Origin of the sequence: Luteimonas viscosa (assembly GCF_008244685.1) — a bacterium.
Lineage (GTDB): Bacteria > Pseudomonadota > Gammaproteobacteria > Xanthomonadales > Xanthomonadaceae > Luteimonas > Luteimonas viscosa.
In genome coordinates, this window is the sequence record NZ_VTFT01000001.1 from 3,205,809 (window position 1) to 3,221,975 (window position 16,167).

A 16,167-nucleotide genomic window follows, 5' to 3' on the forward strand; every position below is an offset into this window, starting at 1 on the left:
GGCGTTGGCGGGCGATCAGCCGCCCGGTGGCGCCGGCGCCTGCGCCCCGGCTTCGCCGTCGATCCGTTGGCCCTCGCGACGCGGCGTGGTGAACGGCGTCGGCTTTGGCGCGTTGCCGGTGTTGTTGATCAGCAGGGGAATGCCGGCGCGGGTGTCGTTGCCGGCGATCTCCAGTTCGAAGCGTTCGGCGTCCAGCCTGCGCACCTGTTCGGCGATGCGCGCGGCCTCGTCGACATCGATGCCGATCTCGCGCAGGGCGGCCTCGCCGAACGCCACCGCCGATTCGAAGGTCTCGCGGATCTGGAAGTCGACGCCGGCGTTGACCAGTTTCAGCGAGTGTTCGCGATCGAACGAGCGCACCAGCAGCTTCGCCTGCGGGAAGTGGTGCTTGGCCAGCTCGACCACGGTGTCGGCCGCGGCGCGGTCGTCGATGCACACCGCGATCGCGCGTGCGCTGTGCGCCCCGGAGGCGTGCAGCACGTCGAGGCGGCGGCCGTCGCCGTAGAACACCTTGAAGCCGAACTGGGCTGCGCTGGTGATCATCTCGATGTCGGTGTCGATGATAGTGACGTCCACGTCGCGCGCCAGCAGCGACTGGCTCATCACCTGGCCGAAGCGGCCGAAGCCGATGATCAGCACGCTCCCGGTCTGGCCCTCGACGGCTTCCACGCCGTCGAGCGAAAGCGACTCCTTCGGCGCCAGCCTGCGCATGGCCAGCACCACCAGCGGGGTCAGTACCATCGACAGCACCACGATCGCGGTCAGGTTGTCGTTGACCTCGGCATCGATGATGCCGGCGGTTTCCGCCGCCGCATAAAGTACGAACGCGAACTCGCCGCCCTGCGCCATCAGCGTGGCGCGGTCGAGCGCATCGCGATGGCTGCTGCGCAGCAGCCGTGCTATCAGGTAGATGCACGCCGCCTTGACCAGCATCATCGCCGGGACCGCGACCAGGATCAGCGTCCAGTTCGCGCGCACCACCGCGAGGTCGAGCGACATCCCCACGGCGACGAAGAACAGCCCGAGCAGGATGCCTCGGAACGGTTCGATGTCGGCTTCGATCTGGTGGCGGAATGTCGATTCCGACAGCAGCACGCCGGCGATGAACGCGCCCATCGCCATCGACAGCCCGCCCATCTCCATCAGCACCGCCGCGCCCAGCACCACCAGCAGCGCGGCGGCGGTCATCACCTCGCGCGCCTTGGCGGCCGCCAGGATCCGGAACAGCGGGTTGAGCAGGAACACCCCGGCGACGATCAGCGCGGCCAGCGAAGCCACGGCGATGCCGAAGCCGACCAGCCTGGGCGGCGCGTCGGGATCGACCGGTGCGTGCGACATGAACGCGACCAGCGCCAGCAGCGGCACGATCAGCAGGTCCTCGAACAGCAGGATCGAGACCATGCGCTGGCCACGCGGGAGCGCGATGTCGCCGCGCTCGCCCAGCAACTGCATGACGATCGCGGTCGAGGTGAGCACGAAGCCGGCGCCGGCGATGAATGCCACCTGGGGCGACAGCCCGAACGCGAGGCCCACGCCCGTCAACGCCAGGGTGCAGGCCGCGATCTGCAGCGCGCCCAGCCCGAAGATCTGCCGGCGCAGGCTCCACAGGTGGGAAGGACGCATCTCCAGCCCGACCACGAACAGGAACATCACCACGCCCAGTTCGGCGAAATGCAGGATCGATTGCGGGTGCGAGAACCAGCCCAGGCCGAACGGCCCGATCACGAGCCCGGCGGCCAGGTATCCCAGCACCGGGCCCAGCCCGAGCTTGCGGAACAACGGCACCGCGACCACGGCGGCGCCCAGCAGTGCGACCGCCGCGATCAGGTGGTCGGGGTCGGCGCCGGCGGCCACGTCTTCAGCGCCTGCGCGTGGGCGCTGCGAGCGAGAGCAGCAGGAAGCCGCCGACGATCGCGACGTTCTTCATGAAGTGCAGCAACTGCGCGCTGCGTGCCGGCTCGGCCAGCGACCAGAACGGGTGCGAGAGCACGGCGTCGGCCACCATCAGCAGCGCCGCCAGCAGGGCGGTCCAGCGCAGTTTCCAGCCGGCCGCCATCAACAGGCCCAGCACCAGTTCGGCGGCACTGAAACTCAGGGTGGCGCCGCTGGTCGGCACGCCCTGGTAGGCGTTCCACAGGCGCCAGGCCCCCATCACGATGAACACGCTGGCCAGCAGCAGGCGGGCGAGGGTGGTGCCGGGGTTCGACGACGGCGAACGGAAGGACATGCGGCGCTCGGAGGGCGGGACCCGCATAAGGGTGGCATAGCGCCCCGGGCGCTTCCACCCTTCCACCCGACCGAAACCGCCCCGGGCAGCTGGCGCGCCGGGGACGTTGCGCACCTGCGTGGCCTGAAGCGGAGCCGCCGGGGCCGCCGCCGCAGCGACCCCAGGGTGAACGCCAGGAGGGCGGGTGCGCCGGCGGCTGGCGCGACGGCGCCCGAATCCGTACAATGCCGGCGTTTGCAAAACGGCTGCCCGCCGCGTTCCGACGCGGCACACGATCCTGGCAGGCCGGCCACGGGCTCCACCCATGGCGTCCTCTCCCGCACGTCTTTCGTCGCGCAGACACGGTCCGGAATCTCCGGTCGCCGTCAAAATTTTGCCCGCAACGCGGATCTGGATGGTTCCGGGCAAGCCAGTCGAAGGCGCTTCTTCGATGTCCGTGTCCACGCCGTGGCTTCACGGCGCGGAGCGCGGTTGGCTGCCACGGAGTACTTTCCCAATGACGTTCGAATCCCTCGGGCTCTCGCCCGCGTTGCTGCGCGCGCTGTCCGATTCCAACTACACCACGCCCACCCCGATCCAGGCGCAGGCGATTCCGCCGGCGCTCGCCGGCAACGACATCCTCGGCGCGGCCCAGACCGGCACCGGCAAGACCGCCGCGTTCGGCCTGCCGCTGCTGCAGGCGCTGGCCAGGGAAACCCCGGCCAAGGGGCCGCGCAAGGCGCGCGCCCTGGTACTGGTGCCCACGCGCGAGCTGGCGGTGCAGGTCAGCGACAGCCTCAAGACCTACGGCCGCCACCTGCGGCTCAACGTGACCATGATCTTCGGCGGCGTCGGCATGCAGCCGCAGATCGACAACCTGCGTCGCGGCGTCGACATCCTGGTCGCCTGCCCGGGCCGCCTGCTCGACCACCTCGACTCGGGGCACGCCAAGCTCGACGGCGTGGAACTTCTGGTGCTCGACGAAGCCGACCGCATGCTCGACATGGGCTTCCTGCCGTCGATCAAGCGGGTGCTCTCGCGCGTGCCCAAGCAGCGCCAGACGATGCTGTTCTCGGCCACGTTCGAGCCGCGCATCCGTGCGCTGGCGATGGAACTGCTCGACCGCCCGACCGAAGTGCAGGTGGCCGCGCAGAACACCATCGCCGACACCATCGTGCACCGCGTGCACCCGGTCGACGCCTCGCGCAAGCGCGACCTGCTGGTCGAGATCCTGTCGACCCGCCACACCGACCAGGTGCTGGTGTTCGGCAAGACCAAGCACGGCTGCAACCGGCTGGCCGAACAGCTCGAGAAGGCCGGCCTGCCGGCGCTCGCGATCCACGGCAACAAGAGCCAGGCGCAGCGGCAGAAGGCGCTGGACCAGTTCAAGTCGGGCAAGGCGCGGATCCTGGTCGCCACCGACGTGGCCGCGCGCGGGCTCGACATCCCCAACCTGCCGCTGGTGATCAACCACGACCTGCCGATGGTCGCCGAGGACTACGTGCACCGCATCGGCCGCACCGGCCGCAACGGCCTGCAGGGCGAGGCGCTGTCGCTGGTGTCGCCGGAAGAGGGCGGGCTGCTGCGCGACATCCAGCGCATGCTCAAGGCCGACATCGCGATGGAGACCGTGCGCGGCTTCGAGCCGTCGCAGGCACTCCGTCTCGACGGCAACCAGCCCGGTCGCCGTGGCAGCGGTCCGAAGCCCGCCGGCGGCCAGCGTCCGCCGCGCAAGCCCGCGCATCGCGCGCACGGCAAGCCGCAGGACCGCGGCGCGCATGCGCATGCCGGTCCGAAGCAGTCGCGCGGCGGCGATCGCCGCGGCGGACAGGGTGCCGGACGCTCGCGCGACGGCGGCAGCGTCCGCGCCTGACGCCGCACAGAGGTAAGAGAGTCTTCTCCCAACCGGGGGAAGCTCTGCGTCTGTTCGTGGACCGGGGGCCGGGTACGGATGCCCTTGGGTCCGAATGTCCCCCGGCGACGGCCTGCGGCCGTCGCCTCCTCCTTGATTTCGCACCCAAGGGCATCCGCACCCGGCGTGCCGGACTGTTGGCGTTCAAAGCGCGCAAGCCTGAGTACCTGGCTGGCGCCTGGCGCACGCGCCCGCAAGTCGAGCCTCGTCGTGGCCGGTAGCCCTTTGCGGCGAAATCAAGGGGGAGGCATCCGCGTGCGGCGGATGCCGGAGGACATTCGCCGCAAAGGGCTGCCGGTCGCGGCGAGGCCCGTCAGGTCGCGATGACCTGGGGCAATGCGAAGCGGTGGGGTAACAGTCCCTCTTCGCTCCTGCCACGACCGACCCTTTCCGGGAGTTGGGCGAAAAACCGAAAAAATGCCCCTTCCTTGCGGAAGGGGCAGCCGGGGGGGCCGCGGTCAGCGCGGCAACCGCAATCTGGTCCTGTGGAAATCGCTGGGCGCGCCGGCATCGCGGGCGAAGAACAGCTCGCCGCGCTCCCACAGCACGGTGGGATGGAACTCGTCGGCGGCGGTGTTGACGCAGGGGCCGAGGTTGACGCCGGCCGAGAACCCGCCGCGACCGAGCCGGCTCACGTAGAGGTCGCCCCAGCCGTACCCTTCGTCCTCGAGCCCGTCGTCGGGACGATCGAGGCGCACGAACAGCAGGGTCTTGCCGTCGGGTGAAATCTCCGGGTTGAACTCCCAGCGCTGCGCTGTGTTCACGCCCGGGCCGACGCGTTCCGGGGCGCCGTAGCTGCCATCCCAGCGTCGTTTGCTGCGCCAGATGTCGACGTCCTCGGTGGGGACCGGAGCCTTGACCCGCGCGAAATAGAGATTGCCGTGCAGGTCGACGCTGGGATACAGCTCGTCGTAGCCGTCGGCGTTGACCTCGTTGCCCAGGTGCACCGGTTCGCTCCAGCCGTTCCAGGTGCGGCGGACCATCCACAGGTCCATGTCGCCGCGCGGCTGTCCGTCGACCGGGCGCATCGACGAGAAGAACATCGCCGTGCCGAGCGGGGTGACGAACGGGTCCATGTCGGCGTATTGCCCGGAGAACGGCACCACCACCGGCGTCGACCAGTGGCCGCCGGGCAGCCGGTGCGAGGTGCGGATCTCGGCGCGCTCGCGCGTGCCCGGCCACCAGCCCTCGCTGTGCGACCAGTAGGCCTGCAGCCGGGTCGGGGTGAACGACAGGCGCCATTGCCAACTGCCCTCCACCGAGATCACGCCCGGCGCGAAGACCTCGACCGGCGGGCAGCCGTGCCGGTTCGCTCCTGCCGGTCCGTCGGCATGCGCGCACGCCGCAGCGGCGATCGAGAACACTCCTGCCATCATCGCCATGCGCTTCATCGCGTCGACTCCTGGTTCCGGCTGGGAGCCCGATTTGGCGTCCCGGCGGCCGGGCGCGCAAACGGCTTGTGACGAAGCGTCCGCAGGGCGTGACGAACGACATGCCCGCGGTTGCGGACGCCGCGCCGACGCTCCAGCATGCGTGGCATATGCGCGATCGCCCCTGGCCCATGCTGCCGATCGTCACCGCCTGGTGGACGCTCTACGGCGTCGCCTCCACCAGCCAGTGGCTGAGCATGGAGGGCGCCGACGGCGAGGTGATGCCGTTGCGGGAAGCGGCCACGCTGGGCTTCGCCTCGGCATGGTTGTGGATCCCGATGACGATGCTGCTGTTGTGGTGCGTGCGGCGCTTCCCGATCGAGCGCGGGAAGGCCTGGCGCTCGACCCTGGCCACGCTGGCGATGGTGCTGCTGCTGGTGCTGTTGCGGGCAGCGGCCGTGATCGTGCTCAACCCCTGGGTGGGCTGGTACCACGCGCCGCCGCCCTACGACGAGGTGCTGCTGGCCAGCCTGGGCAACAATTTCCTGCTGCTGTGGTTGATGGTCGGCGCGGCGCATGCGTTGCTGTACGCCGCGCGCGCCCGCCAGCGCGAGCGGCAGGCCGAACAGTTGCAGGCGGCGCTGGTCGAGGCGCGCCTGCAGGCGCTGGCCTCGCAGCTCAATCCGCACTTCATGTTCAACGCGCTCAATTCGATCGCCGAGATGGTGCACCACGACCCGGACGCGGCCGACCGCATGCTGGTGGCGCTGGGCGAACTGCTGCGCAGCAGCCTCGACCACCAGGCGCGGCCGCTGGTACCGCTGCACGAGGAACTCGCGCTGCTGCGCCACTACCTCGACCTCGAGAAGATGCGGCTGGGCGAGCGCCTGCGGGTGGACTGGGCGATCGAGCCGCGCCTGGACGAGTTGCCGGTGCCGCCGCTGGCGTTGCAGCCGCTGGCCGAGAACGCGATCGTGCACGCGCTGTCGCTGCGGATCTCGCCGGGCCGCCTGTCGGTGCAGGCGCGCGCGGATGAAGATGCGCTCGAGATCGCGATCGCCGACGACGGCGGCCACCGCGAGTCGACCGTGCACCATGGCAATGGCCTGGCCAACCTGCATGCGCGCCTGCGACACCTGTACGGCGAAGGCGAATGGCTGCGCCTGGAGGCCAACGACCGCGGCGGCACCACCGCGCGATTGCGGATGCCCAGGCGCGCGGGCAGCACCGGAGTCGCGGCATGAGCCGGGCCCTGCGCGCCGCGATCGTCGACGACGAACCGCTGGCCAGGCTGCGGCTGGCGCGGATCCTGGAAGAAGTCGACGGGGTGCGGATCGTCGGCACCTACGGCCATGGCCATGCCGCGCTGGAGGGTCTGCCCGGCGCGCCGGCGGACGTGGTGTTCCTCGACATCCGCATGCCGGAAATCGACGGTTTCCAGCTGCTCGCACGCCTGCCGCGAGCCGCGCGCCCGCTGGTGGTGTTCGTCAGCGCCTATGGCGAACGCGCGCTGGAGGCGTTCGACGTCGAAGCCGTCGACTACCTGGTCAAGCCGCTTTCGCCCGCGCGCGTGCACGACGCGGTGGCGCGCGTGCGTGCCCGGCTCGAGCATCTCCCCTCGCGGGCATCGCCCGCCGCGGGCGATGCGGCCGGCGGCATGCGCTACCTGCAGCGGCTGGCGGTTCCGGATGGCGCACGCCTGCGCATGGTGCCGGTGGAGGAGATCACGATGCTGGTGGCGCAGGGCAACTACGTCGAACTGGTCCTGGCCGGCCGCAGCCTGCTGCTGCGCGAAACCCTGGGCTCGCTGGTGGAACGGCTCGATCCCGCCCGCTTCGTGCGCATCCATCGCTCGCGCGCGGTGCGCATCGACCTGATCGAGCAGGTCGAGCCCTGCGGCGCCGGCCAGTACTGGATGCGGCTCAGGGATGGCAGCTGCCTGACGTCGGGCCGAAGTTTCCGCAAGCCGCTGCGCGAGGCGCTCGGCATCGCCGGCTGAACCGCGGGAAGCCGCGCAGGAAGCGTGCCGGGTGGATGCGCCGATGCGGGCCTGTGCTCAGGCCGCGGAAGCGCGCGTGCGCAACTCCTGCGCCCGCGCCGCGCCGAGGTAGGTCGCGATCGCGCGCCGCATCACGTACAGCAGCGGGATCAGCGCGATCGCCGCGGCCATCTTCCAGACGTAGTTGACGCTGCTGACCGCGAGGAACAGCGAGGTCGGCCACTGCTGCGGTCCGAGTACGAAGGCGATCCAGATCACCACGAAGCTGTCGACCAGCTGCGAGACCGCGGTCGATCCGGTGGCGCGCAGCCACACCATGCGCTCGCCGGTGGCGCGGCGGATGCGGTGGAACGCCCGCACATCTATCAGCTGCCCGATCAGGAACGCCACCACCGACCCGGCGATCGTCCACAGGCCCTGGCCGAACACCGCCGCGAACGCGGCCTGGTAGTCCGGCACGCCCTGGGCCTGCGCCGCCGTCATCCACCAGTCCGCCGGCGCCAGCGCGATGGCGACGAACGCGAACACGAATCCATACAGGATCAGGCCCACCGCGATCCACGAGATCAGCCGCACGCCGCGGCGGCCGAAGTACTCGTTGATGACGTCGGTGAACACGAACACCACCGGCCACAGCAGGGTGCCGGCGGTGAAGCTCAGCGAGCCACTCTGGCCGAACAGGTTCCATTCGCGCGGCGCGATGCCCAGGGTGTCCTCGAGCGCGAAGATCTTGACGCCGATGAACTGGGCCAGGACCGCGTTGACGCAGAAGAATCCGGCGAGCGCGATGAACAGCCGCGTGGCGCGGTCGTCGAGTGGATGCGTCGGTGGCGCGGCGGGCGTTTCCATCCGTCGCCAGTGTAGCGGCGGGTGCACGCCGCGACGAAACGACCGCTAGTCGAACAGCACCACCTGCCGGATCGCCTCGCCGCTCGCCAGCCGGTCGAAGCCCGCGTTGATCCCGTCCAGCGCCAGCGTATGCGTCAGCAGCCTGTCCACCGGCAGGCGGCCGGCGCGGTAGAGCGCGACATAGCGCGGGATGTCGCGCCGCGGCACCGCCGAGCCCATGTACGAGCCCTTCACCGTCCGCTCCTCGGCGACCAGGCTCACCGCCGGCACGCTGAACATGCGGTCGGGTGCGGGCAGGCCGACGCTGATCGTGCTGCCGCCGCGTCGGGTCGCGGCGTACGCGGTGGCCAGCACGTGCGCGTGGCCGGCGGTCTCGATGCTGTAGTCCGCGCCGCCCCCGGTCGCCTCGCGCACCTGCGCCGCGACGTCGCCTTCGCGCGCATCGATGCAGTGGCTGGCGCCGAGTTCGCGTGCCAGCGCCAGCTTCGCCGGCACCACGTCCACGGCGACCAGTGGCCACGCCGACGATGCGGCCGCACCCAGCAGCGCCGACAAGCCCACGCCGCCGAGCCCGAACACCGCGACGGATTCACCAGGACGCACGCCGGCGGTGTTCACCACCGCACCCACGCCGGTCATCACCGCGCAGCCGAACAGCGCGGCGATCTTCGGCGGCAGGTCGGCATCGACGCGCACCGCCGAATGCTCCGAGACCACCGCGTACTCGGCGAACCCTGAAACCCCGAGATGGTGGTGCAGCGGGGTGCAGCCAGCATCGTGCAGGCGCATCGCGCCGCCGAGCAGGGTCCCGCGCGCGTTCGCCGCAGCACCCGGCTCGCACAGCACCGGGCGGCCACAGGCGCAGGGAGCGCAATGCCCGCACATCGGCACGAACGAGAACACGACGCGGTCGCCGACGCGCAGGGTCGACACGCCGTCGCCGGCCTCGACCACTTCGCCGGCCGCCTCGTGGCCCAGCAGCATCGGCATCGGCCGCGGGCGCGAGCCGTCGATGACCGACAGGTCGGAGTGGCACAGCCCCGCGGCGCGCACCCGCACCCGCACTTCGCCCGGCCCGGGTGGCTGTGCGACGACGGTTTCGATCGCGAGCGGACGCGAGTCGGCGTAGGGCGCCGGGGCGCCCATCGTGCGCAATACCGCGGCGCGCATCGTGGTCACGGTGGCGGTTCCACCACAAGCGCCTGCAGCGCGGCGCGGATGCGGTCCGGGATCGGTGTGCTGCGCCGGCTCCGGCGGTCGACGAACACGTGCACGAACCACCCCTCCGCCGCCGGCCCGGCTTCGCCGGCGCGGAACAGGCCGATGCCGTAGCGCACGCTGCTGTTGCCGAGCTTCTCCACCCGCAGTCCGGCGTCGACGCTGCCGGGAAACGCGAGTTCGCCGAGGAACCGGCAATGCGATTCCGCGCACAGGCCGATCGCGTCGCCGCGGTGGATGTCGAGCCCGCCCTCGGCGATTAGCCAGGTGTTGATCACCGTGTCGAAGTAGCTGTAGTACTCGACGTTGTTGACGTGGCCGTAGACGTCGTTGTCCTTCCAGCGCGTGGGAATGGCGAGGAAGTGGCGGTAGCCGTCGCGTGCGCTCATCGCGGTTCCTCGCCGGCCACGCGTGCCGGTGCCTCCGCCGGCGCGGGCGCCTTCGGGTCGCGCCCGACCAGCAGCCACCAGGCGGCGACCGCCAGCGCCAGCGCGATCCACGGATCGAACAGCGACAGCGCCACGCCTCCCAGCACCGCGCAGCCGCGCTCGGCATTGGTCCGCGGGATCGCCATGCCGATGTAGGCGCAGGCGAAGCCGGTGGTGACCAGGGTGATGGCCAGGGCCACGCCCATCAGCGGCTGCAGGCCGGTCAGCAGCGGCAGCAGGAAATAGATCAGCGGCAGGCCCATCAGGTAGTAGGAGATCAGGCCGCTGTGCAGGTCGCGCATCGCGCCCGGGCCTTCGCGCCAGCGCGAGGCGACCACCACGTGCACGCCCGCCCACAGCGAGCCCTGGGCGGGGAAGAACGGCACCACCAGCGCCGACCCGAAGTTGCGCAGCGCCAGCGCCAGGTGCGAACGCCTCGGATCGATCCGGATCGGATCGTCGGGACGCGCCGGCTGCGCGTCGCGCAGCACCGCGTCGCCGGTCACCCAGTCGCCGAACTGGATCACGTAGGTCAGCAGCACCAGCGGCACCACGTCGAGAAACATCGACAGCGGCGGCCAGCCGATCGAGAACGGCGACATCTTCGCCACCGCATCGCCCACCGGCGGCCACAGCCAGCCCCATTCGACCTCGTAGCGCACTTCGCCGACCAGCGGGCCGACGATCGCCGCGGCGAGGAATCCCGGCAGCAGGCCCAGCGCGGTCACGCGCCGCAGCCAGGGGTGGCGCGCCTGCAGCCGGTGCACCGGCGCCGAGAACACCAGCACCAGGCACAGCGCGCAGGCCAGCAGGATCGAAATCGGCTGCTGGTGCAGGAAGCGCGGCGCATCCGTGACGAAGACCTGGCGGAATGCGGCGAGCGCCGAACCGATCAGGATCGTCGCCCGCAGCGTCGGCGGCAGCCAGGCCATCAGGCGGGGCCCGGCCCGGGTGACGCCCAGCGCGAACACCAGCAGCGCGTAGGAGATCGAGAGCGCGGCCATGGCCTGGAAGCGCAGCTCGGGCGTGTCGTAGCGCGCCAGCACGAAGGCCAGCACCAGCGGCAGGGCGGGCGTGGTCCAGCCCGGCGCGTAGGGGTCGCCGAAGACCCACAGCGCGATCACCAGGAAGGTGCTGATCAGCAGCGAGGTGGCGATGCCTTCCTCGAAGCTCATGCCGAAATAGCCGGTGAGGATCGGCACCAGCGCCAGCCCGGTCGCAGTGGCGACCAGCGTGCCCTGCAGCAGTTCCGGCCAGCACGGCCTGGTATGCAGGAACGGCAGGCGGAAGGTGAAGGGCCCCCAGCGCCAACCGCCGTTCTCGACCACCGGCGGACCGCCGCGCGAAGCGCTCACGACGTGCGCCCGTCTTCGGCTTCCTGCAGCGCCCGCCACTGCACCTTGCCGGTGGCGCTGCGCGGCAGGGCGGTGCGGAACTCGATCGCGTGCGGCACCTTGTACGCGGCCATGTGCCCGCGCGCCCATTCGATGATGTCGGCTTCGCTGGCGTCGTGGCCTTCGCGCAGTACGACGACCGCCTTTGCGCTCTCGCCACGGTGCGGATCGCGGGTGCCGATGACGCAGGCCTCCTGCACCGCCGGATGCCCGTAGAGCAGCGCTTCGACTTCGGCCGGCCAGATCTTGAAGCCGGAGGCGTTGATCATGCGCTTGAGCCGGTCGACCATGAAGAAGTAGCCCTCCTCGTCGACATAGGCGAGGTCGCCGGTGCGCAGGAAGCGCTTGCCGTCGATCTCGACGAACGTCTCGCGGTCGTCGCCAGGGCGGCCGTGGTAGCCGAGCATCACCTGCGGTCCGCAGGTGACGATTTCGCCGACCTCACCCGGCGGCAGTTCCTCCAGGGTCTGCGGATCGAGCACGCGCGCGTCGGTGTCGAAGATCGGCAGGCCCAGGCATTGCGGCTTCGGCCGGTGCACCGGGTTGAGGTGGGTGGGCGCCATGGTTTCCGACAGGCCGTAGCCTTCCACGTAGTCCAGCCCCCACAGCTCGCGGATGCGTTCGGCGACCGCTTTCGGCATCGCCGCGCCGCCGCCGGTGAGAATGTGCATCGAGGACAGGTCGTGGGCCGACAGGTCCTGGGCGAGGAAATCCATCAGCATGGTCGGGATCGCGGTCCACGCGCCGGCGCGATGGCGTTCGATCAGCATCGCCGCGCAGCGCCGGTCCCAGCGCGTCATCACCACGATGGTGTTGCCGCGGTAGACCGGCGTGTTGACGCCGTTCTGCAGGCCGGTGACGTGGAACATCGGCAGGTTGGCCAGGACCACGATGTCCTTGGGCGCGAAGCACCATTCCGGACCGGCGACCGCGGTGTGCATCACGCTGCGGTGGGTGTGCAGGCAACCCTTGGGATGGCCGGTGGTGCCGGAGGTGTAGGGCATCATCGCCAGGTCGCCTGGGCCGGCGAGGTGCGCGGAAGGCGCGAAGTTTTCGGCCAGCGTGTCGACCCAGGCGACGGCGCCGTCGATGGGTTCGCGCGGCAGCGACACCACGTCGGGCAGGGGCAGGTCGGTGCCGAGGTCGATGTAGTCGGAGTAGGTGGCGACGACGACATGTTCGAGCAGGTCGCCCTTCAGCGGCAGCAGTTCGGGCGCGAGTTCCTGCGCGACCAGCGCGGTCCGTGCGCCGCTGTCGCGCACGATGTGCCGCACTTCCTCCAGCCGGTTCATGCTGTTGACCGGCACCACCACCGCGTCCGCGCGCAGGATGGCGTACAGCGCCACCACGAACTGCGGGCAGTTCTGCATGAACAGCGCCACGCGGTCGCCACGCGCGACACCGCAGCGCTGCTGCAGGAAGCCGGCGAGCGCGAGCGCCTGCGCGTCGAGCTGCGCGTAAGTGAGTTCGCCGCCGTAGTAGAGGGTGGCGGGACGCGACGGATAGCGGCGCGCGCTGATCGCGAGGTTCTCGTACAGCGAGGTCTGCGGCAGCCCCAGGTGGCGGGGCAGGCCGGGCGGCCAGTGCGGCGAAGGCTTCATCGGGCTTGGCTCCTGTGTCGTCGTTGTCGGCGGCTCAGTCGGGCTGCTGCGGCACGATCACCAGCTTGCCGACCGCTTCGCGTCCGAGCAGGGCTTCGAGCGCGGCCGGCGCCTGCGAGAGCGGATAGCGCCGCGAGATCAGCGGCCGCAGCGCGCCTTCGCGCAGCCAGGCCAGCAACTGGCGGGTGTTGGCGGCGTTGGCCTCGGGTTCGCGACGCACGAAGTCGCCCCAGAACACGCCGACCAGTGCGCTGCCCTTGAGCAGCAGCAGGTTGGCGGGCAGCTTCGGGATGCCGCCGGCCGCGAAGCCCACCACCAGGTAGCGCCCGCGCCAGCCGACGCTGCGTAATGCCGATTCGGCGATGTCGCCGCCGACCGGGTCGTAGACGATGTCGACGCCGCGACCGCCGGTGAGTGCCTTGAGCCGCTCGCGGAAATCCTCCGCGGTGTAGTCGACCGTTTCGTCCGCGCCACGCGAAAGCGCCGCCTGGCGCTTGGCCTCGCTCGCGGCCGCCGCGATCACGTGCAGGCCCATTCGCTTGCCCAGTTCGACCGCGGCCAGGCCGACGCCACCGCCGGCGCCGAGCACCAGCAGGGTTTCGCCGGGCCTGGCTTCGGCGCGATCCTTCAACGCGTGCCAGGACGTGCCGTATGTGAGCAGGAAGCTTCCGGCGAGTTCCAGTTCCGCATCGTCGGTGTCGTCGGGCAGAACGATGACGTGTCCGGCTTCGGCGACCACTTCCTCCGCGTACGCGCCGAACGCGGCGCTCCCGACCACCTTGTCCCCGACGTTCGGCGCCGCCACGCCTTCGCCGATCGCGGTGACGGTGCCGGAGAATTCGGCACCGGGTGCGAACGGGAAGTCGGGACGGAACTGGTACTTGCCCGCGACCATCAGCGCGTCGGGGAAGTTCACCGCGGCGACGTGCACGCGCACCCGTACCTGGCCGGGGCCGGGTACGGGCAAGGGCAGGTCCGCGACCCGCAGTGTGTCGGGTGCGCCCCAGGCTTCGCAGACAACGGCCTTCATGCAGTGTTTCCCCCGGAGTTCAGAAGCGGCCTTCGGTGGCCTCGTAGACGCGGTTGCGCAGCGCCACCAGCTTCGGACCGAAGTCCTGCACCAGCTTCTCGCGCGTCATCACCGAGACGCGGCCGCTGATGTTGAAGGCGAAGTGGCGGGTACGGTCGGCCGACACCATCGGCACGCCGACCGCGAACACGTCGGGATTCCAGTCGCCCAGCGAGAACACGAAGCCGTAGGTCTCGTAGTCCTGGCGCGCGCGCTCGATGCCGGCGCGGATCCCCGGCCACGCCTCGCGCGTGCTGGTGCGTTCGAGTTCGGCCAGCCGCTGCTCGAACACCTCGCGCGGTCGCGCGGCGAGGTCGGCGCGGCCGAGCGCGGTGGTGCCGTGCGGCACGCGCGCGCCCTTCTCCAGGCGCAGGTTGAAGGTCTCGTCGCCCTGGCAGACCGCCAGCAGCAGCATGCGCAGGCCCTCGGGCACCGCCAGCATCACCGCGGCCTGGGTGTAGTCGGCCAGTTCCTGCATCAGCGGCAGGGCGGTGTCGACCACGTCGTGCCCGGCCATGTAGGCGTGGCCGAGGCCGAGCACGGCGGGGCCGAGCGCGTACTTCTCCAGGGTGGGCGAGTACTCGAGGTAGCCGAGCGCGGCCAGCGTCTGGGTGAGCCGCGACACGGTCGCCTTCGGCAGCTTCGTGCGCCTGGCGATGTCCTGGTTGCCGAGGTAGCGGTTTTCCGGCGTGCCGCGCGTGCGCTCGAAGCAGCGCAGGATCGAGAACGCCCGCACCACCGAGTTCACCAGCTGCGGGTTGCGGCCGTCGGCGTCGGTGCCGAGCGTCTGGATGTCGCGCCTGGGGTTGCCCATCTCAGCGATCTCCCTGCGTCGTGGCGTACTTCTTCAGCTCGATCCGCGCGATCGCCTCGCGGTGCACTTCGTCGGGGCCGTCGGCCATGCGCAGGGTGCGCGTGTGCGCCCAGGCCCTGGCCAGGAAGGTGTCCTGGCTGACGCCGGCCGCGCCGTGCGCCTGCACCGCCCAGTCGATCACCTGCTCGGCGGCCTGCGGGGCGATCACCTTGATCATCGCGATCTCGGCGCGCGCGGCCTTGTTGCCCACGGTATCCATCATCCGCGCGGCCTTCATCACCATCAGCCGCGCCTGGTCGAGCAGGCAGCGGGACTGGGCGATGCGCTCACGCCAGACCGAGTACTCCGCTACGGCACGCCCGAACGCATGGCGAGAGGCCAGGCGCCGGCACATCGCTTCCAGCGCGCGCTCGCCGGCGCCGATCGCGCGCATGCAGTGGTGGATGCGGCCCGGACCGAGCCGCCCCTGCGCGATCTCGAAGCCGCGGCCCTCGCCCAGCAACATGTTCGACGCCGGCACCCGCACGTTGTCCAGCGCCACCTGCATGTGGCCGTGCGGCGCGTCGTCGTAGCCGTACACGTCCATTGCGCGCTCGACGCGTATGCCCGGCGCATCGGCGGGCACCAGGACCATGGAGTGGCGCTGGTGCCTGTCCGCCGTGGGGTCGGTGATGCCCATGACGATGTAGACCGCGCAGCGCGGATCGCCGGCGCCGGAGGCGTACCACTTGCGGCCGTCGATCACATAGTCGCTACCGTCGCGGCGGATCGCGCATTCGAGGTTGGTGGCATCGGAGGACGCCACCGCCGGTTCGGTCATCAGGAACGCCGAGCGGATGCGGCCATCGAGCAACGGGTCGAGCCAGCGGGCCTGTTGGTCCTCGTCGCCGTAGCGGGCGAGGACCTCCATGTTGCCGGTGTCCGGGGCGCTGCAGTTGAACACCTCGGGCGACCAGTGCACCCGCCCCATCAGCTCGCACAGCGGGGCGTAGTCGAGGTTGGACAGGCCCTCCGGCGCGCGTGGCGACCCCGGCAGGAACAGGTTCCACAGCCCCTGTGCGCGGGCCTGGTCCTTCAGCCTTTCGACCAGCGGGCTGGCCTGCCAGGGATTGCCGGCGGCGCGCGCACTCGTTTCTTCCGCGGCGTGCTCGGCTTCGCAGGGCCAGACCTGCTGCTGCAGGAAGTCCAGCAGTCGCTGGTGCAGGGCCTGGGCGTGGGGCGAGGGGGTGAGATCCATAAAGTTCCGTATAACGAAACGTAGTTCCATGAATTGTAGGATCCTACTTCCGCCTGAGCCAAGAGTGCAA

14 protein-coding genes are annotated in these 16,167 nt (G+C 70.6%); 3 read left to right on the forward strand and 11 right to left on the reverse strand.

Features of this window, described 5'->3' with window-relative positions; all coding sequences use genetic code 11:
• Positions 1–15: 15 nt before the first annotated feature.
• Together FZO89_RS14230 and FZO89_RS14235 are read right to left on the reverse strand one after the other, a co-directional pair.
• A complete protein-coding gene (locus FZO89_RS14230; protein ID WP_149103872.1) occupies positions 16–1,854 on the reverse strand; it encodes a monovalent cation:proton antiporter-2 (CPA2) family protein in 1,839 nt (612 codons plus the stop codon).
• Between the two features lie 4 nt (positions 1,855–1,858).
• Positions 1,859–2,227 (reverse strand): hypothetical protein, encoded by a 369-nt coding sequence (locus FZO89_RS14235; protein ID WP_149103873.1) that lies wholly within the window; start codon positions 2,225–2,227, stop codon positions 1,859–1,861.
• A gap of 496 nt (positions 2,228–2,723) precedes the next feature.
• Here FZO89_RS14235 and FZO89_RS14240 point away from each other — a divergent pair, with 496 nt between their 5' ends.
• On the forward strand, positions 2,724–4,079 hold the full coding sequence (locus tag FZO89_RS14240) for a DEAD/DEAH box helicase (protein ID WP_149103874.1): 1,356 nt from the start codon (positions 2,724–2,726) through the stop codon (positions 4,077–4,079).
• A gap of 497 nt (positions 4,080–4,576) precedes the next feature.
• Here FZO89_RS14240 and FZO89_RS14245 read toward each other — a convergent pair whose 3' ends face one another.
• Positions 4,577–5,509, reverse strand: coding sequence for a PD40 domain-containing protein (locus tag FZO89_RS14245; RefSeq protein WP_149103875.1), 933 nt, complete (start codon positions 5,507–5,509; stop codon positions 4,577–4,579).
• Between the two features lie 149 nt (positions 5,510–5,658).
• On the opposite strand from FZO89_RS14245, the gene FZO89_RS14250 reads away from it, so the two are divergent.
• Together FZO89_RS14250 and FZO89_RS14255 are read left to right on the forward strand one after the other, a co-directional pair.
• Complete coding sequence (locus FZO89_RS14250) at positions 5,659–6,732, forward strand: sensor histidine kinase (RefSeq protein WP_149103876.1); 1,074 nt, start codon at positions 5,659–5,661, stop codon at positions 6,730–6,732.
• A complete protein-coding gene (locus FZO89_RS14255) occupies positions 6,729–7,487 on the forward strand; it encodes a LytR/AlgR family response regulator transcription factor (protein WP_187471164.1) in 759 nt (252 codons plus the stop codon). The genes FZO89_RS14250 and FZO89_RS14255 overlap by 4 nt, the downstream gene beginning before the upstream one ends.
• 57 nt (positions 7,488–7,544) lie before the next feature.
• Here the strand turns inward: FZO89_RS14255 and FZO89_RS14260 are convergent, their stop codons facing one another.
• Genes FZO89_RS14260 through FZO89_RS14295 form a run of 8 tightly spaced genes read right to left on the reverse strand, consistent with a single transcriptional unit; the run spans position 7,545 to position 16,097 of the window.
• Positions 7,545–8,336, reverse strand: a complete 792-nt coding sequence (locus FZO89_RS14260) for a queuosine precursor transporter (RefSeq protein WP_149103878.1) — start codon at positions 8,334–8,336, stop codon at positions 7,545–7,547.
• A 45-nt stretch (positions 8,337–8,381) separates the two neighbouring features.
• On the reverse strand, positions 8,382–9,506 hold the full coding sequence (locus FZO89_RS14265) for a zinc-dependent alcohol dehydrogenase family protein (protein WP_149104194.1): 1,125 nt from the start codon (positions 9,504–9,506) through the stop codon (positions 8,382–8,384).
• 5 nt (positions 9,507–9,511) lie between these two features.
• Complete coding sequence (locus FZO89_RS14270) at positions 9,512–9,943, reverse strand: acyl-CoA thioesterase (RefSeq protein ID WP_149103879.1); 432 nt, start codon at positions 9,941–9,943, stop codon at positions 9,512–9,514.
• Positions 9,940–11,337 (reverse strand): hypothetical protein, encoded by a 1,398-nt coding sequence (locus FZO89_RS14275; protein WP_222928123.1) that lies wholly within the window; start codon positions 11,335–11,337, stop codon positions 9,940–9,942. Before FZO89_RS14275 ends, FZO89_RS14270 begins: the two co-directional genes overlap by 4 nt.
• Positions 11,334–12,977, reverse strand: coding sequence for a long-chain fatty acid--CoA ligase (locus FZO89_RS14280; RefSeq protein WP_149103880.1), 1,644 nt, complete (start codon positions 12,975–12,977; stop codon positions 11,334–11,336). Before FZO89_RS14280 ends, FZO89_RS14275 begins: the two co-directional genes overlap by 4 nt.
• Positions 12,978–13,011: 34 nt before the next feature.
• Complete coding sequence (locus FZO89_RS14285; protein WP_149103881.1) at positions 13,012–14,007, reverse strand: NADPH:quinone oxidoreductase family protein; 996 nt, start codon at positions 14,005–14,007, stop codon at positions 13,012–13,014.
• Positions 14,008–14,026: 19 nt separating this feature from the next.
• Positions 14,027–14,860 carry an IclR family transcriptional regulator gene (locus tag FZO89_RS14290; protein WP_149103882.1) on the reverse strand — a complete coding sequence of 278 codons (834 nt, stop codon included), beginning with the start codon at positions 14,858–14,860 and terminating at the stop codon, positions 14,027–14,029.
• A 1-nt stretch (position 14,861) separates the two neighbouring features.
• Positions 14,862–16,097 carry an acyl-CoA dehydrogenase family protein gene (locus FZO89_RS14295; RefSeq protein ID WP_149103883.1) on the reverse strand — a complete coding sequence of 412 codons (1,236 nt, stop codon included), beginning with the start codon at positions 16,095–16,097 and terminating at the stop codon, positions 14,862–14,864.
• Between the last annotated feature and the right edge of the window lie 70 nt (positions 16,098–16,167).